Raw genomic sequence first — 26812 nt, forward strand, 5'->3', positions numbered from 1 at the left:
TATTTTATCAATTATATTAAGTTATTAAATAATATATAAACATTACAATTTTAATGTTGCTACTCTTGGCTCAACAAAACAAGACGGCCTAACAGACACTATTCTAACACCACTTGCTCTCTGATTTCCAATATTTAGATAAGTACCCAAAACCGTGGTTTTTCCGCCAAACCCCATAGGCCCAATACAAGTTTCATTTAATCTTTGAGTTATTTTTTGTTCATGTTCACTTTGATTATCTAAATTCCCATAAGCAATGGATTTTAAAAGAAGAGAAGTTGATTCAAAATGTGTTCTACCGATACCAATTGATGGGATTGATGGAGTGCAACCCAACATTCTTAGAGATTCTTCAAGCCAGCCACATGCGGTATTAATTACATTGTCAAAAGATCTTTTATGATACACCCTAAATGTGTTAGCTCTAATTTCTGGACCCCCGCCTTCAAGTAAAAAATGAATATTTAACGTATCAGAAGATATGTCCCTTTTATATGTTGATTCATCATTTGCCGTGTCTATTAATATAGATACTGGGCGAAGCATTCCAGGTTTTTCAAATAAACCTTTACTTTGTTCAATTCTTTGAACTTCATCTCCAATTACAGCCATTGGTCTTGCTGGAAGATTATTTAAACCTAACTCTATTCCCTTATGAATCTGATTGAGCAGATCTCCTGAAATTTCTCTATCTTCACCAATTTCAATAATTACATGAGGAATGCCCGTATCATCGCATAAAGGGAATTTAATATCTTGAGCTACCTTATAATTCTCTAAAATTTGTTCCAATGCCCATTTAGCATTTTCATTATCTTCTGCATCAATAGATCTTTTCAATGCATTGAATTTGTCTTGGGAAAGAGTTGTTGATGCATCAATGATTGTTTTTGAAATATCCTCCAAAATATCCATATAATCACTCTGGAATAGACAAATCACTAGATTTCACAGGAGATACTATTGCATCCGGATAATATTCATCAATAATCCTTTTTACAAGTGAAACTTGTTTTATACGAGCTAATGCTTCTTTTTCCGTTGTATCCCAGTTATGATTTGCTGCAACCGAACCACCAGTTTTTAAATAAACAGGAGATGCAACTTTAATAAATTTTGGAACTTCATAATGCCTAATAAACCCTCCAGTTGATTTTGGATTTTCAGTATGCAGATCAATTGCCATACTACAGGCATATCTAATAGCTGCAAGCATTGAAATTTGCAAGTCTCTTACAGGATTAAGTGAATTTAACCCTTGAGCTTCAAGCAGTTTAGCAGAAGCAGGATTTGAATGACCTGCATGAGCAGATAATTTAAAATGAACATTTTCTGGAATTTCACCTTCTGCCCTCATTTGATTTAATGCCCAAAGCAGTCCCTCATCATACAGCAATATTCCGCGAACACCTAATCTGCAAGCTCTTTTTACATCCTCAATTGCATAAACTAGGTTATCATAACCTCTAAGACGATATCCTATTCTGCTTCCCTCTTTAGTATGGACTGTTGCTGAGGTATCATAGGTTGCTCTTGGACCTACTGCCAAGAACAATTCACATCCGTAGTCAATGGCTAAATCAATCATCTTACCAATCTCTTCATCAGTCAACATCATGATTCCTTTAGTTTGAGTTACCCTATGAATAAAAATGCCCTGTTTGATTGATTCGGTTAAAAGAGCCTCCATTGTTTTTGGGGATTGAATTCCAGGAACTTCAAAACGATATTGTCCCCCATCATCAAAACGCTTATCTGATTTAAAGTCATCGTAAACTTCCTTTATACCAATTTTTTTGAGGAATTTTTTTGTATTCTCCATATTATCTACCCTTTCAATTTACGAACAACATATTTCATATTATAATCTTCAAGAGAATCAATAACTGTTAGATTTTTAATATCATAATGAGGATTCAAACCTTTAAATTTATCAATTAATTCTCTTAATTGTAATGGATTTTCAAAATCACCTTTTGGAAGGAATGTGATATTTTGGAAAATTCCATTTCTGAAAACATCATCTAATTTAATAATGACATTTGAAGGTCTTTTAGAAGGATATAACTCATTTAACTTATCATCTGATAAGATAATCATCCCATTTACAATGTTTTTAATAGCATTCACATCATCAACAGTAGAATAATTTTCTAAAAGACCAAATTCGATTAATTGATTAATTTTATCAACACTAACTTCACCGACAACAAGAGAAATAGCAACAGCATATGGAAGGCTTTGTTTTAATTCTTCCAAATTTTTAGGATGGAAATTGTTGTGTTCTGCTGCAATTTCATATGTTTTAACTGCAACATTTTGAATATGATTATATTCATCCCCAATACTTGCTTTAAGCTTTAATGCTGTATCTATTGAAGAATGCAAGTGTCTGCAGAATGGATATTTTTTAAAATAGATATCCCTAACCCTTACTTTTCCAATATTTTTGAGAGCATTTTCAAAAGAAAACTCATCAATATCATGATTTGTGTTATCTAAAACCATTGTTTTTAAAAAACCTTCATCTCCATCAAATATAGTTCCACTACCAGTAAAACCATTTCTAGCAAGAAATGCTGATAAAATACCATTATATGATGCTTTTCCAACATGCAATACTTTACCCATGGATCCCCCATGATCAGATTCTAAAAGACCAGCAGCCTGAGTTCCACATAACCCTAATGCATTTAAAGTCTGTTTTTCATCAAGTTTTAATAATTTAGAAGCAACTACCCCTGCAATGAATGTTCCTATTGTTCCAGTTGTATGAAATCCCTTATTTCTATGTTTTGGATTTACAAGTTGACCGAGTAAAATTCCAACTTCATAACCTACAATAACACCTTCCAAAAATTCCCTGCCGGTTAAGTCATAAGCTTCTGAAATTGCAAGAGCTGTTGAGAATATTACTGCACCCAAATGAAGTTGAGCCCCCCTATGACCATCATCCAATTCCAATACATGTGCCGCAATACCATTTACAAAAGCAGCACTTAAAATATCTGTTTTGAAATTTTGGCCAATGATGGATGCAGTAAGATTTGAATTCCTTTTTGGCAATATCTCTTCAATAGTATTTAATGCAATTGAGGGCGCTTCTTCACTCATTCCCCTATATGTTACTCCAAAAAAATCTAAAAAAGCAGCTTTTACAGTAGTCAGTGATTCCACCGTTGCCTGTTCATAACGATAGTTCGATATAAATTTAGAAATATTTTGTAAAAACATAAAACACCTATCATAAATATATGTAAAAAGTAGTATTAAAATAGGTAAGTTATGATTTTAACATGGAAAAATAGCTTACCAATTTGGCATTCCATGACAAAAAAGAGTTCAGATTTGAACACCAGTCAACATCAATATAACTTGTGCCACCAATGCTAAACCCAGATATGTGGATGCAATAACAAGAATTGTAATAATAACTGCCTTTGGACCTAATGCTTTAAATTCATCCCAACTTTTACCCATACCAATACCCACATATGCTAAAAATACTGTAACAATGGATATTAATTCAACTTGAGAAACATAGTAAAGTAAAGTCTTAGATGTGGGCATTCCAGGAAATGCAAGGACAATACCAATTATACTGATATAAATAATTGAAGAAATATCCAATGGCAAATATCTCTCCATCCAAACACCAATAAGCGTAATTAATGATAATAAGAACATGCCAATTAATGCATCGCCAATAGGATGTTTATAACCAATGTAATTTCCAACAACAGTAATGATTGAGAATATAGTTAAAAGCAAAACCCAGTTTAAAATACCATGAACTGATATATTTTCTGAACCATCAATAATATCAACCATTTACCCCTCCTCCTCATCTACAATAGGGTCTCTTCCAATTTTAGGTTCTAAAATCCCATATAATTTTTCTGTTAAAGGAATTGCAACAAATATTACAATATAAATACCAACGGAAAAAGAGAGCAAATTACTGAATCCTGCAAATGCCTCAATTTGAGTTGCTAATTGTGGAAATGCCGCAACAGTCGGAGCTAGTGAAGCAGCGTTCATACTTGCACTGCCTACACCACTGGCCATAGCGAATGCATATGGATGTAGCGGTATTACTGAAACACAGATACTAGTTAAGAAACTAATGAATACTGTCCCAATAATTGTTCCAACAATAAAAAGTGCGAAAATACCTCTTGATTCCGGTGAATTAAAACCATATTTGTCAACAACAACTGCAACTTCAGGTTCACGACCAATAGATGAAGTCATACCAATAGCTTCCCGTTTAAATCCAAGCAATAATGCAATAGGAAGTGCAATTAAAATTGTAGCTAAATGCCCCAATTCCTGCAGCATTAAAGCCGGACCCATTTCAAAAATTAAATGAATAGATTGGCCACTAGAAACTGCTAATTTTGCAATTAAAACACCAATAAATAGCATCATTGCTCCTTCAGCAACTCTAGATTGCTTTCTTTGAATCCAAGTAATTGGTTTTGCTAAATAAAATATTAAACCTAGAATCATTGTGTATAACAAAGGCATTATTGAAATTTCGACTCCTTTTGCTACAGGAATCTTCATTGGTCCAATAAGCTCTGCAATTACAACCAAAATAAGTACACTAATGTGCAATCCATAGTCCTTCCATGGGTTCTTTTTTAAAATACGCCTATCAGTTTTATCACGATAAATATGCCTAATATCTTCCGTATCATTATTTCTCTTTGATATTATTGACAACCCCTTAAAAACAATATGATAATTTATTAAATTATACTCTTAAAATTATCATATATAAATTGATAGGATATAGTTCTTAAAAGTTCTAAAAACTAGAATAAAAATAATGAAAAATAACAACTTATTTCATAAAAAGTGAACAATACAAAATAGATTATAATTAGTTATATTAAGTATAACTAACCCAATAAATATAATTTAATCTAAATACATTCTACAGATTGGTTTTGATAAGTGTCTCCTTGCAGAAACAGGTGTTTCATAAAATTGAGCATTTTTTAAAAAACGAGTTACCTTAATAGGAACTTTTTTATCTGATTGAATTTTATTGCCACATTTTTTACATTTGAATCCCTTATTTTTACCAGCAGAAGTCATTCTTTTACCACATTCACAAATTGGATTTTTATATTCAGTATCATTTAATTTAACAACTTGAAATTTCTCAATATTAAATGTATTTTGTTCGCCAATCCCACCAAAGACCTTTATAATATCCCCCGGACGCAAATGTGAAATTAATTTTCTAAAATTTTTAGTTGGTTCATATGCACCACACTCAATCTCACCAGAATCATCAGAGATATAGAAAAACATATGCCCTCCATCAATAATCTTAGGTTTGTTTTTAACTTCTCCAATAATCTCATAACATCCAAATTGTTCCATAGAGGAAATGTTACTAACTTTTTGAATGTGCATATCAGTATGCTGATTTGTTTTAAAAATACACCAATCAGCAATAGGTTCTGAAACTTGAACAATATCTTTTGCGATTTTAAGGGACTCAACATTATTTGATCTGATACCATATAACACAGGGCATGGTGTTTTAGGTTCAATTGCAATATACTCCTCAGAATAATCAATATTTTCAAAAGTATCGGGAAAGGTTTCTTTATCCATTTTATAAACAGAATCATAATCAATTTGTCTTTTAGTTCCATAATTCTCAGATGCACGATAAGTTAACAGTTCAAAAGTATAATCTTTCAACGGTAAACTGATAGCTGCAACAGATCCGATGATTCCTCTTCCTTTTTTGAATTTGTGAATTTCACAGCCAACAGATTTTGCAAGCTTTTCAGCTTCTTCAATAGTGATGAACTTATAAATTGCTCTAAAAGCATAATTCTCCATCTCTTCTGTAATTTCTCCATCATAGAAAATCACACCAGGATTTGTATTATCACAGTCAAACATGGATAATTTTTCAACTTCTTCCAGAACAATCTTTTTAGCTAAATCCACATTATCATCCTTTGGAATCCTAAAACTAACCCCACCATTTCCACGAGTTTTAAAACGAGCAAAAGGATTTAATCTTATCAAACGTGGATAATCCACTAAATTGATTCCATTTTCTTCAAATTTATTAATAATCTGGCTTGCTAAGTATGTAGTACACATTCCATCAGGAGAATCAGTATCATCTATTCCAATATGTAAAATATTAATTATAATCACCTTAAATATACAAATATATTAGAGTTAAAACAATATATAGTTTAATTAGGGGAATCACTATGTTAACTCGAGGAAACTTGTTACAACAAACTGAAAAATTATTAAAATCCCAAGGTTTTAAAACCTCAGATATCTATGAACACGGTTCATTTGATATTGTAGCGAGAAAAAACTTGTTAATTTTACTTTTAAAAACATTTTTAAATATTGACAGCATTAATGAACAGAATGCTCATGAAATGAATCAATTAGCAAATATATTCCTTGCTTCCCCGATAATTATCGGAGAAAAATCAAGAAATGGTATCCTTGAAGAAGGAGTAATCTATGAAAGATATGACATTCCAACAATTGGATTTGAAACTTTTAAAAATATGATTTTATACAATGAATATCCTGAAATATTAGCTGATCGCGGAGGTTATTTTGTTAAAATTGATGGTAATGTTATAAAACAGTACCGTGAAGAATATTCAATGTCACTTAAGGATTTAGCAAACCTTGCACATGTATCCCGCGCAACAATGTATAAATATGAAAACGGCATTGTCCGTGCAAATACTGAAACTGCAATGATTTTAGAAGAAATATTAAATACAAAAGTTACCCTTGACATTGATTTGTTAAAACAACCTCAAAAAGATAAAATTGAATATAGTGATGATGTTAAAGACTTATCCAAATTAGGTTATGGTGTTCTATCAACTAACAAAAGCCCCTTCGATGCTGTTGCAAAAATGAAAACTTCAGACAAACATTCACCATTAATGGCAAATGTTGAAAAAAACAGAACTGAAAAAACCTTGAAAAGAATGGCTATTCCTCTAAAAGACTTATCACTGGTTACAACATCAGAACCTGTTTTTATAATAAATAACGATAAAATTAAAGAATCTATTGGTAAAATCCCAGTTATCAAATCTTGGGAGTTAAAAGAGTTTGAAAATTCAAAAGAATTATTAAAGATGATTAGAGAAAGAAAAGAAAATTAGTGTGATCTTATGGAAAATTTACAAATTACAAAAATGGAAAACCACCCAATCAAATGGATTTGCAACTTTAAAGGACAAACAGCTATTGGAATCTGTGGTAAAACTCAAAAAATAGCTATGTTTGCATCAGATGACAGAGTTTCAAAAATATTAGATGATATTGTAATCGGAACTGATGAATCTCAAGAGGGATATGGTTGTGAAGAAAAAAACAGATGCTGTAATTTTGATTGTGAACTTTGTGAAATTTCACCAAGACAATACCTGCAAATCACTGGTAAAAAACCATCCAATAAAAATATAAAAGATTTAATTAACGGTTTAGCAGATTTGAATAATTCTCTTGAAGAAAAAAATCTCGTCCCGTTTGAAGAATATGAAGTTGTTAATTTTTAATATTCTTTTAGAAGAGTAAAATCTTCACGAGCTTCTTCGACTTTAGCCACACCAATTGAAATTAAATCAATGTAATCTATTTTTTTATAGAATTCAAATGCTTCTTTCGGTTTTAGAATGCCACATGCAAAAATCCTAGAAGCAATTACTTTTTTATTTAAACTAGTTAATTTTTGTTTGAATTCTTCCCTTTGAGATGCATTAAAAGCAGTTATATCCATCATATAAGAAATAGCATTGAAAGGAACCATATAAAAATCAAATAAATCCATATTTAAATTTTCAGGAATTAAATTAGTTGTCCTAAGTGGAAATGCCGTGATTAATCCTGAAAGAGAATCTGTATCATTAATGCAATCCAATATCTTTGAAGTTAATCTCCAGTCATAAGCATCGACAATAAACTCATCAACTAACATTAATGGACAATCATAGCTATTAAATAACTCAATATCATCATCCCAATCGGTTTCTTTTGCAATTTCATAATTTGGATTTAAATAATCAACTTCAGTTTTACCAATAGTAGCTATTACCTTCATATTGCAACCCTGATCGCATGCAATATCATATGCTTTAAGTAATTGGGAATCATTAAAAAGATTAATAGCCCTAACTCCCTGATTATATGATTCTACAATAACATCTGCAATAGCTTGTGGATTATCATACAAATCCCTTTTATATAACATGGAGCGATGCCCCAAAAATGGTTCAGCAACAAATGGAGAGTATCCAAGAATTGTTTTTGGAATTATTTTTTCTTTAAATGTTAAATCATCAAAAAACATTAAAAACACTATTCTTTTTCAATTATAACTGCAGTTCCATAAGTTAAAACTTCTTGCATGTTTTGAGAAATACTATCAGAGTCCATTCTTACAGAAATAATTGCATTTGCACCCAATTCTTTTGCATGTTCAATACATCTTTGAATAGATTCTTCTCTTGAATCTTCCATCATAGTAACATATTGTTTAATTTCTCCACCCAAAAGTCCTTTAAGACCAGCACCAATGTCTCCACCAATACCTCTTGCACGTACAGTTAAACCATATACAAATCCTTTATTTTCAACAATCTTATATCCTGAAATAAAATTTGCACTTGATATTGGGAATTCTTCCATACTAACCATAATTATCACCATGTAATAATTAATTTCAAGACATATATAATTTTTTATAAAAAAACAAATTACCGAAAAATAAGATAAAAATAACATTTATTTTTAAAAATAATTGATTAATGGATAAAATACATTAAAATTAAAACATTTTAAATAATATAAAATATATATCTATTATTAAATCATTTAAAATTAAATATTATGGTGAAAAAATGAAAGTACTTATTGCTGATGCTATTAACGAAAAGGGTATTGAAAATTTAAAAGAAGTAGCTGATGTTGTTGTTAACACCAGCATTACTCCTGATGAATTAGCAGATACCATCCATGAATACAATGGAATTGTAGTAAGAAGCCGTACAAAATTAACTGCAGACATTATTGAAAAAGCAGACAATTTACAAATTATTGCAAGAGCAGGTGTCGGAGTAGACAATATAGACCTTAATGCTGCAACTGAAAAAGGAATCATGGTTGTAAATTCCCCAGAATCAACTTCAGTTACTGTAGCTGAACACACAATGGGATTAATTTTAAGTATGGCACGTAAAATTTCTATAGCAGATAAATCTGTTAAAGAAGGAAAATGGGAAAAGAAAAAATTCATGGGTGTGGAACTTAGAAACAAAACCCTTGGTGTAATAGGAATGGGAAGAATTGGATCTCAAGTAGTAAATAGATGTAAAGCGTTTGGAATGGATGCAATGGCATACGATCCATATTTACCAGAAGAAGTTGCAAAACAAATGTGTGTGGATTTAACTGATTTAGAAACTGTTCTTAAAAATGCAGATTTCATTACAATCCATGTACCCCTTACACCTGAAACTAAACACTCAATTTCCACAGAACAATTCGAAATAATGAAAGATACTGCATTTATCGTAAATTGTGCTCGTGGTGGAATCATTGATGAAAAAGCATTATATGATGCATTGGTTAATGATAAAATTGGTGGTGCTGCACTTGACGTGTATGAAGAAGAACCTCCTGCTGAAGATTCAAAATTATTTGAACTTGACAATATTGTTTTAACACCCCACATAGCAGCTTCAACTAAAGAAGCTCAAAGAGATGCTGCCATTATTGTAGCTGATGAAATTATAGATTTAGCAAATGGAAATACTCCTAAAAATGTATTGAACCTTCCACGTATCGATAAAAATACTTACAATGAATTATCTCCATACATGGAATTATGTGAAAAATTAGGTTGTTTTGTTTCTCAAGGAATTAATGGCAAACTCAAAGAAATTGAAATTATTTACAGCGGAGAACTTTCCGAAATTGATAACCTCGAAATATTATCCAGAACTGTCATTCAAGGTGCTGTAAATCCATTCTTAAGTTCACCAGTAAACGCAGTTAATGCTGCATTAGTTGCTAAAGATAGAGGAATCAGCATTACTGAAGGTAGAAAAAATAATTCAAAAGGATATGAATCCTTAATTAAAGTTATTGCTAAAAGTGAAAATGAAACCTTCACGGCTGAAGGAACCCAATTACATGAATCCAGAATTTTAAAAGTAAACGATTATTGGGTTGATGTTATTCCTAAAGGACACATGTTCATTGCTAAATATGAAGATGTTCCTGGAAGTATTGGTAAAATTGGTACTAAATTAGGCGAGCATAATGTAAACATTGGAATTATGCAAGTTGGAAGAGATGAAAAAGGTGGAAGAGCAATTATGGTTCTAACTTTAGATAAAGAAGTGCCAAAAGAAGTAATTAGTGAAATCCAAGCTTTAGATAATGTTTATGAAGCTACTGGAATTGAATTATAAAAAACAATTTTCACCATGATTGTTTTTTATTTTTTTCTTTAAAAAATCAGTCTTTAAATCGCCTTGAAATTTTTTTGACATTGCCATCATTATTAAGTTCTATTTTTATTACATTATTCGGTAGTTGATTGTTTATTTGATTCCTTTTTTCGAATTCATCATAGTGATTGACTTTTTCCTCATCAAGATTTTTGAAAAATTCATCATCATCTTCATCGAAAAATCCTGGTTTAAACTCATCATTATCAGTCAGTACATCATCCTCATCAAAAAATTCATCAAGATCATCATTGACCAAATAAGCATAATCACCAACAATATAATCAATAGATTCTCCATGCCTATCATATGCTTTAAATGTATTGTAAGAGTAAGGCAAACATACAATCATATGAAAATATCCGTTTTTTGAAAAAGTCATCAAATCAGCATCTGACGGACTTGCACTTGGTCCAGGGTGTGAGTGAACTGATCCAAAGTATTTTGTATTCATTGGAACCATCTCACTGTGAATGACAGCCCCAGTCTCGCAGGTTTCACCAGGAATAAATATTAAACCAGTAATGTACAATATCCTGTTTTTAATTTTACCATCCAAAAATGCTAAAAATTCATTTGGATATGCCTGTTTTGAATAATAAATTACAGAGTTCAGAACTTCCCGATCAACTCTAACCTCTTCAAATTCGTCATCATTATTTCCGAATAACTTTGAAATAAAACTCATTTTAAAACACCCATGTTCTTAAAGAATTCTTTGTTAAATTTTGGAAGATTCCAATCTGTGCAAACATAACTTCTGTATGATATCTGTTTTTTATTTTCTTTTTTGTTGAAACCTACAACTTTTTTATTTTTCCTATATACTCCAATTCCTCTTTTTTTATAAGTGTCAATGTCATTTAAGTTAATGCCATTTTGGAATAATAATTCATGTATATCACTTAAGTTCATGCCTTTTATTTTATTATTTGACAGATTTTCCGGATAGTTAGATCTAAGGTGAAATATGCCATGGGAATTAACACAGTTCCTCCAGGATTCATCCTGTCTCCATTTGAAATATTCTAAAACATCATCATCTGAAATTGGAATAACACGTGAGTCAAAAGAAGGTGGTTTTTTGAATTTGGCATTATAATTAATAACAAAAGAACTGGATGCAAAACTGGCCATTACTGAATCGATTTTTTCGATTCTGCCATTGAAGGGAATATTATCTAAAAGAAGACTTATTTCATCTGAGAATGCATAAATAAAAATAGGTGAAAACTCTTTAAATAAATCTTCACAAACTTTAGAAAGAACTTTATAGAAATTTTCATCATATGGTTTAATTAAATTTAAATCACGAGCTAATTGATGAAAATTCCTACCATCCAAACGAACAATAATTTTAGAGTTTATTGGAACTTTCAGCGAAGAATAAACTTCATACTCCTTCATTACATACCCACACTAATGGTTTCATTGAAACTTTTAAGTAGTCTAATTGCTGAAAGTGCCGCTAACATGCTTGTTTTAGGGTTAGCTTCACAAGGGAAATTCATTGTGGTTGTTTTAAATTCACCAAAATCCCCTTTAGCAGTAATTTCATGAACATTTCTATCAACTTTAGGATCAACAATAATCTTTACATCAATGTCCCTGTTACATGCCATACTAATTGTTGCCGCTACATTAATGTTTAATGGAAATTGTTTGACCGCTTCGGAAGCTTTTCCTTCGAATAAAACTTCCTCAATATCAATATTTTTTCCAAGAGATCTTGGAGATTTACGGGTTACAAGATTAATTTCTTTAAGACCGAATTTAGCTACCGCTTTAATTCCATCGAGGCCAACAACAGCACCAGATGGCAAATGTATTTTAGCATTATTCTCTCTGGCAATTTTTAAAACTTCATTATAAAAATCTTTATCCATAAATGCACCAATACTCATAGTAATCATGTCAATTCCTTTTTTAAGAATAATTGGAGCATATTTTTTAACTGAATCTGGTGAAGCACATTCCAAAACTAAATCCACATCATTCAACATGTCATCAAAATTAAGTACTGCTACACCACCAGCCAAACTTGCCAAATTCTCTGCTCTTTCTACATCTTTATCAAAAAAGTATGCAATTTCAATACCATTATTTTCAGGAGCGATGCTGCCAGTAATAATATTAGCAATAGCCCCGCAGCCTATAATACCGACTTTCATAAAAAACACTCTTAAAAAAATTTTAAAAAAAATAAATGAAAGATAAATCTATAATCTTTCAGCATCAAATTGAACTTGAGTTTCTTGTGGTTGAGTTTCAGGTTGTTTTGGAGCTACAGCATCAGGAACTTGCGGTTCAGGGTTTATTTTTTTAATATCTCTAGGGTTAATTAACATGATATCTCCAATAGCTTGAACCTTATCAAAGTCCACTGTTAATAAATCATTTTGGAAAGATTTCATATCATTTTCTTCCGGAACTTCCCCACGGATACTTCCTAAAAAAGAGTTAAGAACACCAGCAGGTTTTCTTTCTTGTTCAATAGCTCTAACCTGTAATTTTGAAATAGTTCCTAACCTAATATTAAGAACAACATCTTCTACACGACCAACATAATGTCCTGTGTTAGTATAAATATCTAAACTGCGTAATTTTGAAACTTCTACCATTTTTACACCACATAATATTAAATAAATATGTATAAATTTATTTTATTGTTAATATAAATAGTTTTTTATTTACAATTGATTTAAATAAGTCATATTCTACAAAAAATTTATTAAATTATAAATTTAAAGTATAATTTAGATTAAAAGGAGACTTGAAATGTGGGATACAACAAAAGATTATAGAATTTTAGTAGCAAGTAAAGCAAGAGAAAATTATCTCAATCTCATTCCAACAGCTTCTTTTAGAGGAAGTTGGAACAAAAAACAAGCTATTGATTTAGGAAAACAAATGAATAGCGATTTCCAATCATTAATTTATTCCTACCTCGAAGGAGAGGAATTAGTAAACTCTCCGGATGTTGCATCATTAAAAGAAAAAGGGGAAAAAATTATTGAATATTTAGGAGGTCCAGATTGGAATAAGAAATTCTTAAGTAATGCTCCTAAAGAAGATAGGGAAAAAACCCAAGAAAATATTGCAAAAGTAAGATTTTTCTTAGATACAATTATTGGCTTAAAAGACAGATTATCTCTTGGTCCGATTAATGATCCCATTATTGGGGTTGACATTAGAGTTGGGGAGGTAATGAGCGTTACTAAACATCCTAAAAATGACAAATTACTGATCTGTAATGTGAATCTTGGAAAACGTGCAATTACAGTCCTCACTAACGATTTAAATGTTAAAGATGATAACAAAGTTGGTGTCTCCCTACTCCCACCACAATCCTTTAGTGACATTGTAAGTGAAGGAATGTTCCTTGGAATGAATGGAAATATACTTAAAAGTGTTGAAGGAGAACTTGGTGAAATGCCAAAAGGAATTCCAATGGAATCCCTTAACGAAACACGCAACCTTGTTGAAAACTATCTAAAATAAGTCTAATTAACTTATTTTTTATTATCTTAAATTTAGACCTATTAATTTTGTTTTAGTCATTTCATCAACTGCATATTTTATTCCTTCTTTGCCAACACCACTGTTTTTAAATCCCCCAAAAGGCATATTATCAGTTCTAAATGTGGACTGTTTATTAATAAAAACCGTTCCAGTTTCAATTTCTTGAGCACATCTCATTGCAGATGCATAATCACCTGTGAATACACCTGCCTGAAGACCATAATCCGTGTTATTAGCAACTTCAATAGCCCCATCTACATTTTTAACACGAATAATAGGTGCTACCGGACCAAATGTTTCATTTAAAATTAAATCCATGTCTGTTGTAACATTATCAATTACAGTGGCCTCGTAAAATGCACCATCACGATTACCTCCAGTTAATATCTTTGCACCCATACTAACAGCATTATTAACTGTTTCTTCCACTTGTATCGCAGCTTTCTCGGAAATCAATGTTCCAAGAGTTGTTTTAGAATCCAATGGATTTCCCATGACTAATTTTTGAGTTGCAGCCACTAATTTCTCTGCAAATTCATCGGCAATTTCATCTTCTACAATTACTCTTTTAACACCCATACAAACCTGACCTGCATTTAAAAATGCTCCATTAACAATTCCTTTTACAGCATTATTTAAATCAGCATCTTTTAAAATAACTGTTGGGTCATTTCCGCCAAGTTCCAAAGTAGTTTTTTTCATTCCTGCTTTTTGTGAAATCATGAGTCCGGTTGTTACACTTCCAGTAAAAGAAATTTTGTTAACTTCCGGAGATACCACCAAATGATCTCCAACTTCAGAACCATATCCTGTAACAACATTTACAACACCATCTGGAAATTCTTCATTTAATAATTCGCAGAATTTCATAACTGTTAATGGTGCTTCTGTTGGCGGTTTTACAATTACGGTATTTTTACATGCTATTGCTGGTGCTATTTTATGGATTGTCAAATTAAGAGGATAATTAAATGGGGTGATGGCCACTACAACACCCAATGGTACCTTTTGAGTAAATGCAAAAAATCCTTTACCTCCCATTCCTGCATCTAAAGGTACACTTTCACCATAAATTCTTTTTGCTTCTTCAGCTGCAAGTTTTAATGTTTCAATTGACCTATCAACTTCAAGTAGAGATTCAATTATAGGTTTTCCAACTTCCAAAGTTAAAGATTCGGCAAACATCTGACGTTTTTCTTTTAATTTAAGAACAACATTGAACAAATTATTTGAAACTTTAAATGCTGACATTTCAGATAAACTTTCTCTGGCATTATTTGCAGATTCAATAGCCAGTTCAGCAGTCTGTCTATGAGCAATTGGAACAGTATCAATTACTTCACCAGTATACGGATTAATTACATCTTCTAAATCTTCACTTGAAATGTGTTTTCCGCCGATTAACATATCCATTTTATCACCTTTAATTAATATTTTATATTAGAAATATTAAATATTCACCTATGGAAACTACAAGATTTGAAACATTTTTTGATGCAATCATAGCAATTATCATAACAGTTCTTGTTTTAAAAGTTCCCCAACCAGCAACCCCAACGATTGGTGCTATTTTAAAGTTAAATACAATATTTATTGCATATTTAATCAGTTTTTTAACTTTATACAACCTTTGGTATGCCAATCATAATCTGCTTAAAATTATAGATATTATTGACAATTCAGCTGTTTGGAGTTATGGAGCAATGACATTTATCCTTTCATTATTACCCTATTTTACTCTTTGGCTTGCTAATGATATTAATTCAATACCTGCAGAAACAATGTTCGGATTAATATTCATTTTTACACATATTTTCAATAGATTGGCTACTAAATCAATTTATAGAAGCAACCCCTATAATAAACAGTTGATTGAATTGAATTTTGATTCACATATCCAAAGTATCCCATTAATTATTTTAATCATCGGATTTATCCTAACTTATACAATTTATGCTCCTGGAATCTATGTTAGCTGTCTGCTTGCAGTTATTTTTTGGATTTCTCTCAGTAAAATAAAAAGAGGATGTAATAATGGAAACTGAAAGATTTGAAGCATTATTTGATGCAATTTTAGCAATTATAATTACAATGATTGTTTTGGAAATTCCCCTTGCAAGCACAGGCAGTTGGGAAGCTCTTTTTGATTTAAAATATGAGTTTCTGATTTATGCAGTCAGTTTTATAGTATGTTTTAACTTTTGGAATTACAACAATAATATATTCCATCTTGTAAATAAGATAGATTATAAAGTTATTTGGACAATGGCAATTACATTATTTGTATTTTCATTTTTACCATATCTTACCTCATTTGTTGGTGAAAACTTCTATTTATTCCTACCACAATTTTTGTATGGTTTGAGCTTTATCATCACTGCAATCCTTTCAATGATAATTGGTAACTTCCTAAAACAAGCAGATCCTGGAAATATTGCATTGCATATTGCATTAAGTAAGCACTATCCGATGTATGCAACTATAATCACAGTTTCAATTGGAATGATTATTGGTTATTTCATATATCCTCCAGCAATTATTGCATGTTGTTTACTTTCCATTTTAGGAGTATGGTTCATACCAAGAATTATATTCCACATGAAATAGCAATTAAAATTTATTGCATGTAAAAACTTAACATGACTGTTTTTATAAAATAACAATAGATATTGCCGAATATCATGGAAAATTAATATTTCCTAGAAAAAAATCTAATTCTAGAAAAAATATTAAAATTCATAAAAATTAAAAAAATAATTTATTTATTCTTCAATAAAATAACTGTTTAATAAATAAGCAATTATTGAACCTGCAAAGTTCTGCCAAACAGAATATAATGCTCCAGGAACAGTTGCAATCAATAAATTTGGAAAATGAGTTTTTGCAAGACTGGTTGACAATCCAGAATTTTGAAAAGCAAGCTCAATAGCTATTGTAATAATATGTTCCCTTTTCATTCCAAATAAATAACCCATCAAACAACCTAATGCCATTGCTAAGAAATATTGAGTTATGATAACTACCATTATAACAAGAGATGATGTTAAAATAGCTTGTTTATTTGCACCCATTATCCCTGCAACAATCACACAAACTACAATTGCTGAAATTCCCGGCAGATATTCCTCTAAAATTTTACAAAATGAGGGGAATTTATAATTAAGCAATAATCCCAATATGACAGGAACAATTACAATCTGAACAATAGATAAAAACATATCCACCGGATTGAAAGCAATCTGATTGCCGATTAACACCAAAGTTATCAAAGGAGTTACAATAGGTGATAAAAAAGTAGATATTGCTGTTAAAGATACTGATAATGCCACATCTCCTTTTGCAAGAAATGTTATTACATCAGAAGCAGTACCCCCCGGAACTGTGCCAACTAAGATAACTCCAACAGTTAGTGCTGCATCAAGGGAAAAAATACTTGCAAGAGCAAATGCTAAAAAAGGCATTATAATATATTGAGATGAAATTCCAATAATAATTTCTTTAGGATTTTTAAACACACTTATGAAATTATCCACCTTAAGGGTTGTCCCCATAGTGAAAAGAACAATGCTTAAAAGCAAATTTAAAATATTAAGATTACCATAGCTATTTAAAACCCAATTAAATGAAATTGGATAAATTAAAGCAATGACAACTAAAAATAAAAGAATTAAACAATAATACTTTTCAATAAATTTAAAAACCAAATTCATAGTATAATATACAATTTAATGAAATAAATATCTGACTATTTGAAATAAACCTTAAGAGCATTTAATTGATTATTGAATTCATTAACTTCTTTTGACTTAATTTCACCACCCAAATCATCCATATAATTATTATACATATAAATAACCAGTAAAACCACTACAAATATTCCTCCAAAAAGTAAAATGAACTCCGCTGATGTTTGAGCACTATCATCCATTAAAAACCCCCCATAAACAGTGTTCCGCCAAATGTGGAAATTATATAAAATATTCCGAAAGATGCTGCTACAAGAGGCAGGGAAAACTTAAGTCCCGTTTTTACCTCACCATACATTATAACACTTATTATGAATCCAACCAAAAAAGAATGAATTATAAGATACATTTCACCAACTAATGGGGCGGAAATAATCATTTCAGATTCCATTCCATAGCTTTGCATAAAATTAGAATAAACACTAACCATACCCATTGCAAATGGAGTTGCAACAATTGCCGAGATTAATAAAAACATGACTGACATCATAACAGCTGATTTTCTCTCACGTTTAAGTGCCATTAAATCCCTTAAATCATTTGAAACATCGAGTAATACTGTTGAAATACTTGATCCACTTTTCCTACCATCCAATATAATACCAAAAATTCGCTCTAACTCTTTTGATTTTAATCGCTTAGACATTGCACGCCATGCATCATCAAAATTTTGACCCATCCGAATTTCAATTATTGCCCTTCTGATTTCATCATAAAGTGGTCCACTAGAATAATGGGACATGTCCTCCATTGCATTTTCAAAGCTTAAACCCACCTGAAGCATGCTGGAAAGTTGTCTTAAAAAATCTGGTGCAGTATGCTCAATTTCTTGAGCTCTTTTTTCTTGTTGGACAATAATATATGTAAAAATTATAGGAATTATGAAAAATGGGAATATTAATATTGAAAATGGCAAATTAAAGAGAGTTAATGCAATTACTAGAAAAATTTCTGTTACAAGAATGAAAATTATAATTATAGATAAAACTTTACTTGCTTCTGTAGAAATAGACCCACTCAGCAAAAATTCATTTATTTTAAATAAATATTTCTCAGGAACATTATTGTCTAAAAATAAAGTTAAATTATTGATTATATTAAATTTCATGAAATAAAATTAGATTTTAAATAATATAAAGTATTGGTTGTTTTCTAAATAAAAATTACACTGTAAAATCAAGAGAGAACATAAGCAAATATAATATCTCATTTTAAAAAAATCCTAAAAATAACAATAAAGAATTGAAAATTATCAAATATCTTCATGTGTATTAAACATAATAGGAATATTACACAATACTAAATTACATTAAAACCTATAATATGCTCCATTCAACATCGTGAAAATCCAATAATTTAATGAAATTTATTCAATATTAAGTGGCAAATCGCCAATAACATTTGCTTTTTTAGAAATGATCACAGTATCTTCAAGTCTAACTCCAAATTTCCCTTCCAAATATATTCCCGGTTCGACTGTTATTACCATACCTTTTTCAATGACAGTTTCATCACGAGCGGAAAAACCTGGAGTCTCATGAATATTTAACCCCAAGCTATGGCCTGTTGAGTGAATATAATTATCACCATAACCATATTCAGCAATAATATCCCTAGCAACTTTATCAACTTCACAACATTTCATACCCACTTTAACAGATTTTATTGCCTTATCATGAGCTTCTGCAACAATATCCCAAATTTCTTGCTGGCTTTCAGCATATACAATTGTACGAGTATTATCAGAACAATATCCCTTAAAAATAGCTCCCCAATCAATTAAAATTGGCCTTTCCAATTTTTTAGCTTCAGGAATCGCATGGGGAAGGCTTGAATTAGCTCCACTTGTTACAATTGTTTCAAATGATTCTTTTGAAGCTCCATTATCAATCATGTAACGAACAAGATTAAAAGCCACTTCCCTTTCTGTTCCATTATTATTTAAAATATCTAATTGTAAAAATGATTTTTGAGCTATTTCTGTGGCTTTTGTGATTTTTTCAATTTCAGAAGGTGTTTTAATCATACGTTGCTTATCAACATATGATTTATCAGATATTTCAAAATCATCCTTAAAACGGGCATAAGTACTGTAAGGTAGTGTTGGTTCAATTGCAAGATTTTTAATTCCTTCTTCTTTTAGCTCTTTTATCATTAAATCATAGGATTCATATTGTTTAACTTCGATTGTTGAATCGCGATTTGCAATTTCCATATCCATTCCAGACACATAAATGATTGGATTTTCTTTAAGTATACAAAAAGCAAAACTGGTCGGTTTATATCCTGAAATATATTCGATATTTGTAAATTGTGTAAGTAAATAAGCTTGAACACCGTCTTTTTTAATGTCTTTTAGAATATTATTTAAATGTAAGTTCATGTTTAATAATTTAGAAAAAAGTATTATAAAAAAATAAAGGATACTTTTATTAAAGTCAAATTAGATATTTTAACATTATGTTTAAATTTACAAGTAGTGAAATAAGAGATTTAATAATTGCGTTTATCGTTATCTCTCTCAGTTTTGCAATAGTAAATGGTGGAAGAAACCCCTCTGCTGTGCTTAGCATTTTACCAATTGTTATGGTTGGTGTGGGAGCAGGTTTCATTCTGCACGAACTTGGGCATAAATTTGTCTCAATGAAATATGGATATTGGGCAGAATTTAAATTATGGCCTCAGGGATTGATATTTGCACTTGTTAGTTCATTTTTAGGATTCGTATTTGCAGCTCCAGGTGCAGTATATACTTATGCAAATTATATGACTGATGAGATTAATGGTAAAATATCCATTGCAGGACCTGTTGTCAACATTATTCTTGCATTAATATTTTTAGCAATATGTGTTGCAATTTATCCATCTGCATTTAACTCCGAAACATCAGTATTAATATTCATTATTTGTTCCGTAGGTTATTCAATCAACAGTTTTCTTGCGGCATTCAACTTAATACCAATTGGAAACTTAGATGGATCTAAAGTATTAACATGGAATGCTGGAATCTGGACTATTACAATTGCTATTGCCGGAATAATGACAGTGATGTCTATGACAATGGGTGTTGAAACCATAGTAAGAATTATTTTAGGATTTTAAAATGACAGAGAAGCTCACATATTTCGAAGGAACACACAGAGTTATTGCACCGAAAAAAACAATTGAAATTAACGAAAATAAGTTAAGGATTGCTGGAATTACACGTATTGCAGACATTACTGATTTAGATAGGATAGGAATGCCTGTTTTCACTGCAATTAGACCAACTGCAGAAGATGGAGCAATTAGCATTTATGGTGGAAAAGGAATCTCAAAAGACCATGCAAAAGCTTCAGCTATGATGGAAGGTTTTGAGAGATATTCCGCTGAAAAACAAGAAGCTGATGAAACATTAATTGCAACAACCAGTGCAATTACTCAGAAAGGAAAATATGCCAATCCTAAAACATTAAATCTGCCTCAAAAATATGAAAAAGAGGATATTAGTAAAATACCTCTTGAATGGAATATAGCAACTGATTTAATTTCGGGTGAGGAATATTATGTTCCTTCAAATGCAGTATTCCACCCTTATAATCATGAAAATAATGTTCAAAGTTTATTTAAATCAAACACCAATGGCCTTGCATCCGGAAATATTTTAGATGAAGCCATTTTGCATGGAATCTTTGAAGTAATTGAGAGAGATGCATGGAGTATTTTTGAGTTAACTCATAAAAATTATTCGCAAATTAAATTAGATAGCATTGAAAGTGAATTAATTAACACAATAATTAATAAATTCGAGTCTAATGGAATTAAAATTAAATTAATGGATTTTACAGCAGACATTAAAATTCCAACAATAGCCGCTTCAGCAGATGACACCATTACAAAAGATGCAGGACTATTGACATTAGGCATGGGAACACATTTAGATCCTGAAGTTGCAGTCTTAAGGGCTTTAACAGAAGTTGCTCAAAGTAGAGCAACACAAATCAATGGTGCTCGTGAAGATACCGTAAGAGCAGATTTTGCACGTGAAGCAGGCTATGAAAGGATGAAAAGAATAAATAAATACTACTTCAGAGAGGAAGAAAAACAAATCAACTTCCAGGATATTGAAAATAAATCCACAACATCAATCAATGCCGATTTAGATATCGTGAAAAAAGAATTAATAGCTAATGACATTAAACAGATTTTATACACTAACTTAACAAGACCAGAACTTAATGTTAGTGTTGTAAGAGTAATAATTCCTGAAATGGAAATATATGCTCTTGATCCAACACGTGCAGGATACAGATTTTTAAGAGTATGATGCTATGAAAATCATAATTTATACAGGACTTTCAATTCCTTTTGATGAAGCAAAAGAAATTTTAGATTCACATGATAACATCGAGGTAATCTACAAAAAACCTATTAAAAGAGGAGATTTGGGTCATGACATTAAAGAGAATCCTGATATAATAGCAATAATAGATGGTGTATTTCACCAAAACTCTGCAGTAGGACATAGAGAAATTCTTAGTGTGATGAAAAAAGGAGTTAAAGTTTATGGTTCTTCCAGCATGGGTGCACTTAGAGCATCAGAACTTGACACACTCGGAATGGAGGGTGTGGGATACTGTTATAATGAATATGCAAGTGGAAATGTCACTTCAGATGATGATGTTGCAGTAATGCTTGACTCAGATACCTTAGAAGCCATTTCAGTTCCTTTAATTAGTATGAATTATGTTTTTACTAATGCTGTAAATGAAAATATCCTCACCCAAGAAGAAAAAGACGAGTTAATCAGAATTACAAAAGAAACTTATTATCCTAAAAGAAACTATGCTCAGACATTATCAAAATCTGGTCTGAATAGGGATAAAAAAGAAAAACTAATTAATTTTATTCGTACTTCAGAAGATATCAAAAAAGAAGATGCAAAAGCATTACTAAGCCATATTAAATATGTGATTGAATGAGATTAGAAGATAAAATCAATATCGTTAGGAATATCTTAAAAGATAAGAATGTGGCTATCGGTTTTTCAGGGGGAAGTGATTCTACATTAATTATTTATTTAGCTTCAATGTTTGCAAAAAATACGTTAGCCGTAACAATAGATAATCATCTGATGCCGACTGAATTTATTGAACATGCAAAAAGAGTAACATCCTCCTTAGGAGTTAAACATGAAATTATTGACATAGATTTCTATAAAGACCCTGATTTTTTAAAAAATACTCCTAAAAGATGTTATACCTGCCGTAATTTGATGTATGGAGAAATTAAAAAAGTTGCAAATGAAAATGGATTTGATTATATTTGTGATGGCAATAACATTAGTGATCTAGTCGATAATCGTCCGGGAATTTTAATTACTTATGCTAATGAATTTAAAACACCATTAATTGAAGCAAAATTAACTTCAAAAGAAATTCATGAATACTTAGATAAAAACAATATTCCTTATTCAAAATCTACTACTTGTCTTGCAACAAGAATTAAAACTAACACCCCAATAACTAAAGAAAAAATTGAAAATATTAGTTATTGTGAAGATTATATTTTATCAAATACTGAGTGCGAAACTGTAAAAGTTAGAGATCTTGGAAGCATTTGTATGTGTGAAGTTGACAAGATTGATGAAATTATTAATGAAAATAAATTTAAACAGATTAATGATGAATTAAAAAAACAAGGATATGAAAAAGTATCATTAAACTTATCAGAAATTAAAAATAATGGAGAGATTATTCTTAATTATATTGATGGTTCATTTTCATATAAACTTCCATTCACAATCAACATTGCCGATACAAAAAAACAATTAAAAAATAAAATTATTTGCCAAACAAAAGAAAAAATAGAAATAGAAAATATTGATATTTTTGATACGGGATTAATAAAAGGAAATAATTTTAAGAACTATGAAGATGCATTAAATAAATTTATGCATGTTCTAACCAAATTGAGAAGGAACATTTAGTTTTTCATTTCCTTATATTTTTTTAAAACAATATCCGGAGTTTCGATGCATTGATCAAAAGTTGTTGAAAATTCTTTAGGTTCAAAATCCTCTTCAACTTTTCTTAAATCTTTTAAGAAAACAGATTTCCCATCAATTTTAAACCCTACACCATCTGCCGAGATAGAAATCAAAGTTATTTCAATTTGAGAAGCATTTTCTAAAATATCATCTGCTTTAACCTCATATTTTAAATTTAATGTTTTATGAGGCATTATTTCATTGATGGTTCTTTTGATAACAGAATCAAAAAGTTCTAAAAATTTAACGGCTGGAGGCATATTATTTGCCCACCAATAAGTAAGAACAGAGTTTAAAACAATGTTGTGTTCAGAGAAATCATCATATAATCTCGCACGAACGCCAACACTAGTATTATCAACTACCTTAATCACTAATACTGGATTAACAGCCATTATACCACTATTCTTGTGGAACTAATGCTTTGATTAAATCACTAGCCCTTACAAGACCAACTAAATTACCTTCAACACCAATAACAGGAATTTGTTCAATGTTTAAGGTTTTCATTTTTTTAGCGCAGTCTGAAACTTTAGTTTTAGAATTAGCTACTTCGACATTACCTACAGCAACATCACAAACAGTTTTATCAGTGAATTTTAAATGATTTTTCTCGATGTACAATACTGAAGTGCTGTCCCAAGACCATTTATCTCCTTCAGTACCCACAGTAGAACTGTGTTCACTTCTTTCAGAGATAATTTCAATTTCAGAAATGAAATCTGTTTCAGTTAAAATTCCAGACAATTTAGCATCATCATCAAGTGCTAAAATAGATTTTAGACCAAATTGATTCATAGATTCAAATGCTACATTTAATGGAGCCTTTTCCCAAGTTGTTGGAACAGTAGTAATCATATAATTTTCAACAACATCATTAATTTCAGTTTTAGTTAAAGCATTAGATACTAAATCGAAAGATGTGATAATTCCAACTAATTTTCCATCATCATCCACTACAGGAACTCTTCTAACATCATTATCCATCATTTTACGAGCAGCATCAATTACATCATCACCAGGACTTACAGTGATTAAATCTCTACTCATTAACATTGCAATTTGTTCTTCATCAGGATTATTAATTAAATCGGAACGAGTAACTATTCCTACTAATATATCAGTGTCTCCTTTAACAACTGGCAATACTGCTTTTTTTTCTTTCCTCATTAAGTCTAAAACTTTGTCTCTGTTACCTGGAACAGAAACACTAACTACATTTTTAGACATTGTTCTTTTAACTAACATAAAAAACACCTATATAAAAATACAATAATAAAATGGTAAATTAAATTTAATGAATTACAAGCACTGCACATTTAGCTGAATTAACAACTTTATCTGCTACACTACCCATAATAAATCTATCGAATCCAGATTTACCAGAACTACCTATTACTATTAAATCAATATTTTCTTCTTTTGCCACCTCAAGAATAACTTTAGCAGGTGACCCTTCTCTAACTATATGAGTAATTTTCAAATCATTTTCATTTAATTTATCAAATTCTTTAAGATTTTCTTCAGATCTTTCTTTTAAGATTTGATTTAACTGGTATACTTCATCATCTAATGGAAGTCCGTTAACAAAATTATTCTCTGTAACACTTATAGCAATTATCTCAGCCCCAGATATCTCTGCTAAGAATAAAGCATGTTTTTGAGCTTTTTTTGCGAATTCTGATCCATCTGTTGGGACCAATATTTTTTTATACATTATTAACATCCTCCATAATATACAGATTCATATCCATTATATTATATGATTGTTCTTCTATTAATCCTATATAATATATTTTTCGTTTCACAACGATTTATTATATTAAGGTAAGGATTTTTGGAAAAAGAATTGAATACATTAAATTCAGCTAAATTATCTTCAGTTATTAGTGATTTATCAATAACATTGTTAATTCCGAATCCGCAAATATTTGTTGTTGCCATTTTTAAAAGATTGGAAGGATCAATATACTTTTTATAATAAACAGAGATTATTTTTAAAGTAAATTCCAATTCACGAAGCATATTCGGTGAATTAATCATTACATTATCTGTTCCAAGCAAGGGTGTTATTCCTAAATCAAGCATTTTATTTAAAGGAACTATTCCCACATTCAATGTTGCATTTGCTCTTGGACATACAACAACATTTTGAGCAGATACTGAAACTGAATTTAAATCCTCATTTTTTGGATTAGTAAGGTGTACCAACTGAGAAAAATTATTAATAACTCCCTTTTCGATTTCACTTAATCCGCAAGCATTAAGAGATTCAATTTGATTCAATTCAGATTCAGCAACATGAATTGATGAAATTTTACCTGCTTTTTCACATTCCTTTGAAATAAGTTCTGCAACATCCATTGTTATTTCTCCAAAACCACTTGGAGCAATGCCATCTGCAAATTTAAGAAGTTTGCGAATAGCTATTTTAACTTTGCTTAAATCTGGATCATCACCATAAAAACTATCGTCACGGCCTAAAATAATTGGTTTTATGGGAATGTCCTCAGATGCCTTTCTTAAAAGTTTAACACCTTTTAATCCACCTTCACGATAATCAATGAAATGTGTTGTTCCACCATAAACCATATCCCACATTGAATATTTCATCGCCTGTATCAATTCATCATCACTAACATCGGATAATGCAACATGTTTAACCCCATTGGGAGGTTTCACCATTTCACTTAAAGATAAACCATACCCCTCATCCTTAATAATAGAATCACCAATATGCATATGGCCATTTATAAAAGAAGGACAAACTACAGACCCATCAACATCAATAATTTTACCCTCTAGGAATCCCTTTCCAATTTCAATGATTCTTCCATCATCAACAACAATATTTTCACGAGTAGGAACCAAATCTTTACCTTTCAATATGATTCCATTTGCTATAGTAAACATTAAAGGAAAGTCTAATTTTTTTTATTAATATAATTATCTTTATTAAATCAAAAAAACAAAATTAA

General features: G+C 30.6%; 31 protein-coding genes. 10 read left to right on the forward strand and 21 right to left on the reverse strand.

The features are described 5' to 3' along the window. Window positions 1-42: 42 nt before the first annotated feature. From EDC42_RS08635 to EDC42_RS08660, 6 genes are all read right to left on the reverse strand, one after another. Window positions 43-915, reverse strand: coding sequence for a fumarate hydratase (locus tag EDC42_RS08635; protein WP_069573458.1), 873 nt, complete (start codon window positions 913-915; stop codon window positions 43-45). Between the two features lie 4 nt (window positions 916-919). Beyond that, entirely contained in the window at window positions 920-1822 is a 903-nt protein-coding gene (locus EDC42_RS08640) for a peptidase (RefSeq protein ID WP_069573454.1), read from the reverse strand. Window positions 1823-1827: 5 nt separating this feature from the next. Then, window positions 1828-3234, reverse strand: a complete 1407-nt coding sequence (locus tag EDC42_RS08645; protein ID WP_069573449.1) for an MmgE/PrpD family protein — start codon at window positions 3232-3234, stop codon at window positions 1828-1830. 108 nt (window positions 3235-3342) lie between these two features. Continuing rightward, window positions 3343-3831 carry a hypothetical protein gene (locus EDC42_RS08650; protein ID WP_069573446.1) on the reverse strand — a complete coding sequence of 163 codons (489 nt, stop codon included), beginning with the start codon at window positions 3829-3831 and terminating at the stop codon, window positions 3343-3345. Then, window positions 3832-4728 carry a DUF3100 domain-containing protein gene (locus tag EDC42_RS08655; protein ID WP_245988593.1) on the reverse strand — a complete coding sequence of 299 codons (897 nt, stop codon included), beginning with the start codon at window positions 4726-4728 and terminating at the stop codon, window positions 3832-3834. 198 nt (window positions 4729-4926) lie between these two features. Beyond that, complete coding sequence (locus EDC42_RS08660; protein ID WP_069573441.1) at window positions 4927-6195, reverse strand: tRNA(Ile)(2)-agmatinylcytidine synthase; 1269 nt, start codon at window positions 6193-6195, stop codon at window positions 4927-4929. Window positions 6196-6254: 59 nt separating this feature from the next. On the opposite strand from EDC42_RS08660, the gene EDC42_RS08665 reads away from it, so the two are divergent. Both EDC42_RS08665 and EDC42_RS08670 read left to right on the forward strand, forming a co-directional pair. Then, entirely contained in the window at window positions 6255-7187 is a 933-nt protein-coding gene (locus EDC42_RS08665; protein WP_069573437.1) for a transcriptional regulator, read from the forward strand. Between the two features lie 9 nt (window positions 7188-7196). Next, a complete protein-coding gene (locus EDC42_RS08670; protein ID WP_069573430.1) occupies window positions 7197-7583 on the forward strand; it encodes a hypothetical protein in 387 nt (128 codons plus the stop codon). Here EDC42_RS08670 and EDC42_RS08675 read toward each other — a convergent pair. After that, window positions 7580-8275 (reverse strand): aldo-keto reductase family protein, encoded by a 696-nt coding sequence (locus EDC42_RS08675; RefSeq protein WP_069573524.1) that lies wholly within the window; start codon window positions 8273-8275, stop codon window positions 7580-7582. The genes EDC42_RS08670 and EDC42_RS08675 overlap by 4 nt on opposite strands. A 107-nt stretch (window positions 8276-8382) precedes the next feature. Further along, window positions 8383-8721: a heavy metal-binding domain-containing protein gene (locus tag EDC42_RS08680; RefSeq protein WP_069573422.1), complete on the reverse strand. Its 339-nt coding sequence runs from the start codon at window positions 8719-8721 to the stop codon at window positions 8383-8385. A gap of 203 nt (window positions 8722-8924) precedes the next feature. On the opposite strand from EDC42_RS08680, the gene serA reads away from it, so the two are divergent. Then, a complete protein-coding gene (serA, locus tag EDC42_RS08685; protein ID WP_069573414.1) occupies window positions 8925-10499 on the forward strand; it encodes a phosphoglycerate dehydrogenase in 1575 nt (524 codons plus the stop codon). A 46-nt stretch (window positions 10500-10545) separates the two neighbouring features. Here serA and EDC42_RS08690 read toward each other — a convergent pair whose 3' ends face one another. Genes EDC42_RS08690 through EDC42_RS08705 form a run of 4 tightly spaced genes read right to left on the reverse strand, consistent with a single transcriptional unit; the run spans window position 10546 to window position 13159 of the window. Next, window positions 10546-11226 (reverse strand): Mov34/MPN/PAD-1 family protein, encoded by a 681-nt coding sequence (locus EDC42_RS08690; RefSeq protein ID WP_069573405.1) that lies wholly within the window; start codon window positions 11224-11226, stop codon window positions 10546-10548. Next, complete coding sequence (locus EDC42_RS08695; protein WP_069573398.1) at window positions 11223-11945, reverse strand: tRNA(His) guanylyltransferase Thg1 family protein; 723 nt, start codon at window positions 11943-11945, stop codon at window positions 11223-11225. Before EDC42_RS08695 ends, EDC42_RS08690 begins: the two co-directional genes overlap by 4 nt. After that, window positions 11945-12709, reverse strand: a complete 765-nt coding sequence (locus tag EDC42_RS08700; protein ID WP_069573393.1) for an aspartate dehydrogenase — start codon at window positions 12707-12709, stop codon at window positions 11945-11947. The genes EDC42_RS08695 and EDC42_RS08700 overlap by 1 nt, the downstream gene beginning before the upstream one ends. A gap of 48 nt (window positions 12710-12757) precedes the next feature. After that, window positions 12758-13159: a PRC-barrel domain-containing protein gene (locus EDC42_RS08705; protein ID WP_069573384.1), complete on the reverse strand. Its 402-nt coding sequence runs from the start codon at window positions 13157-13159 to the stop codon at window positions 12758-12760. A gap of 157 nt (window positions 13160-13316) precedes the next feature. Here EDC42_RS08705 and EDC42_RS08710 point away from each other — a divergent pair, with 157 nt between their 5' ends. Further along, window positions 13317-14039: a tRNA-binding protein gene (locus EDC42_RS08710; protein WP_069573377.1), complete on the forward strand. Its 723-nt coding sequence runs from the start codon at window positions 13317-13319 to the stop codon at window positions 14037-14039. Between the two features lie 21 nt (window positions 14040-14060). Here EDC42_RS08710 and EDC42_RS08715 read toward each other — a convergent pair whose 3' ends face one another. After that, window positions 14061-15473, reverse strand: a complete 1413-nt coding sequence (locus EDC42_RS08715; protein ID WP_069573370.1) for a lactaldehyde dehydrogenase — start codon at window positions 15471-15473, stop codon at window positions 14061-14063. A 50-nt stretch (window positions 15474-15523) separates the two neighbouring features. Here EDC42_RS08715 and EDC42_RS08720 point away from each other — a divergent pair, with 50 nt between their 5' ends. Both EDC42_RS08720 and EDC42_RS08725 read left to right on the forward strand, forming a co-directional pair. After that, entirely contained in the window at window positions 15524-16105 is a 582-nt protein-coding gene (locus EDC42_RS08720) for a TMEM175 family protein (RefSeq protein WP_069573363.1), read from the forward strand. Beyond that, window positions 16095-16667, forward strand: coding sequence for a TMEM175 family protein (locus EDC42_RS08725; RefSeq protein WP_069573355.1), 573 nt, complete (start codon window positions 16095-16097; stop codon window positions 16665-16667). The genes EDC42_RS08720 and EDC42_RS08725 overlap by 11 nt, the downstream gene beginning before the upstream one ends. Window positions 16668-16822: 155 nt before the next feature. Here the strand turns inward: EDC42_RS08725 and EDC42_RS08730 are convergent, their stop codons facing one another. The 4 genes from EDC42_RS08730 to EDC42_RS08745 all read right to left on the reverse strand — a co-directional run bounded on the left by EDC42_RS08730 (window position 16823) and on the right by EDC42_RS08745 (window position 20189). Continuing rightward, window positions 16823-17770, reverse strand: a complete 948-nt coding sequence (locus EDC42_RS08730) for a bile acid:sodium symporter family protein (protein ID WP_069573350.1) — start codon at window positions 17768-17770, stop codon at window positions 16823-16825. A 35-nt stretch (window positions 17771-17805) separates the two neighbouring features. After that, entirely contained in the window at window positions 17806-17988 is a 183-nt protein-coding gene (locus EDC42_RS08735; RefSeq protein WP_069573344.1) for a class III signal peptide-containing protein, read from the reverse strand. After that, window positions 17988-18914, reverse strand: a complete 927-nt coding sequence (locus EDC42_RS08740) for a type II secretion system F family protein (RefSeq protein WP_123833456.1) — start codon at window positions 18912-18914, stop codon at window positions 17988-17990. The genes EDC42_RS08735 and EDC42_RS08740 overlap by 1 nt, the downstream gene beginning before the upstream one ends. A 258-nt stretch (window positions 18915-19172) precedes the next feature. Then, complete coding sequence (locus EDC42_RS08745) at window positions 19173-20189, reverse strand: aminopeptidase P family protein (RefSeq protein ID WP_069573672.1); 1017 nt, start codon at window positions 20187-20189, stop codon at window positions 19173-19175. Between the two features lie 77 nt (window positions 20190-20266). Here EDC42_RS08745 and EDC42_RS08750 point away from each other — a divergent pair, with 77 nt between their 5' ends. The 4 genes from EDC42_RS08750 to EDC42_RS08765 are packed head-to-tail and all read left to right on the forward strand — an operon-like array spanning window position 20267 to window position 23774. Next, entirely contained in the window at window positions 20267-20908 is a 642-nt protein-coding gene (locus tag EDC42_RS08750; protein WP_069573674.1) for a site-2 protease family protein, read from the forward strand. Between the two features lies 1 nt (window position 20909). Next, window positions 20910-22112 carry a YcaO-related McrA-glycine thioamidation protein gene (locus tag EDC42_RS08755; protein WP_069573676.1) on the forward strand — a complete coding sequence of 401 codons (1203 nt, stop codon included), beginning with the start codon at window positions 20910-20912 and terminating at the stop codon, window positions 22110-22112. A gap of 4 nt (window positions 22113-22116) precedes the next feature. After that, window positions 22117-22767, forward strand: a complete 651-nt coding sequence (locus EDC42_RS08760) for a TfuA-related McrA-glycine thioamidation protein (protein WP_069573678.1) — start codon at window positions 22117-22119, stop codon at window positions 22765-22767. Then, window positions 22764-23774 carry a 7-cyano-7-deazaguanine synthase gene (locus EDC42_RS08765; RefSeq protein WP_069573680.1) on the forward strand — a complete coding sequence of 337 codons (1011 nt, stop codon included), beginning with the start codon at window positions 22764-22766 and terminating at the stop codon, window positions 23772-23774. Before EDC42_RS08760 ends, EDC42_RS08765 begins: the two co-directional genes overlap by 4 nt. On the opposite strand, the gene EDC42_RS08770 is transcribed toward EDC42_RS08765, so the two are convergent. The 4 genes from EDC42_RS08770 to EDC42_RS08785 are packed head-to-tail and all read right to left on the reverse strand — an operon-like array spanning window position 23771 to window position 26747. Continuing rightward, complete coding sequence (locus EDC42_RS08770; RefSeq protein ID WP_069573682.1) at window positions 23771-24229, reverse strand: hypothetical protein; 459 nt, start codon at window positions 24227-24229, stop codon at window positions 23771-23773. The two genes, EDC42_RS08765 and EDC42_RS08770, sit on opposite strands and share 4 nt — an antisense overlap. Window positions 24230-24236: 7 nt before the next feature. Continuing rightward, window positions 24237-25082 carry a CBS domain-containing protein gene (locus tag EDC42_RS08775; protein WP_069573684.1) on the reverse strand — a complete coding sequence of 282 codons (846 nt, stop codon included), beginning with the start codon at window positions 25080-25082 and terminating at the stop codon, window positions 24237-24239. Window positions 25083-25128: 46 nt separating this feature from the next. Next, window positions 25129-25551, reverse strand: a complete 423-nt coding sequence (locus EDC42_RS08780) for a universal stress protein (RefSeq protein ID WP_069573686.1) — start codon at window positions 25549-25551, stop codon at window positions 25129-25131. 41 nt (window positions 25552-25592) lie between these two features. Continuing rightward, on the reverse strand, window positions 25593-26747 hold the full coding sequence (locus tag EDC42_RS08785; protein WP_069573688.1) for an amidohydrolase family protein: 1155 nt from the start codon (window positions 26745-26747) through the stop codon (window positions 25593-25595). Window positions 26748-26812 lie beyond the last annotated feature (65 nt).

The sequence above is a fragment of the Methanobrevibacter gottschalkii DSM 11977 genome (assembly GCF_003814835.1).
In the GTDB taxonomy this organism is placed as follows: domain Archaea; phylum Methanobacteriota; class Methanobacteria; order Methanobacteriales; family Methanobacteriaceae; genus Methanocatella; species Methanocatella gottschalkii.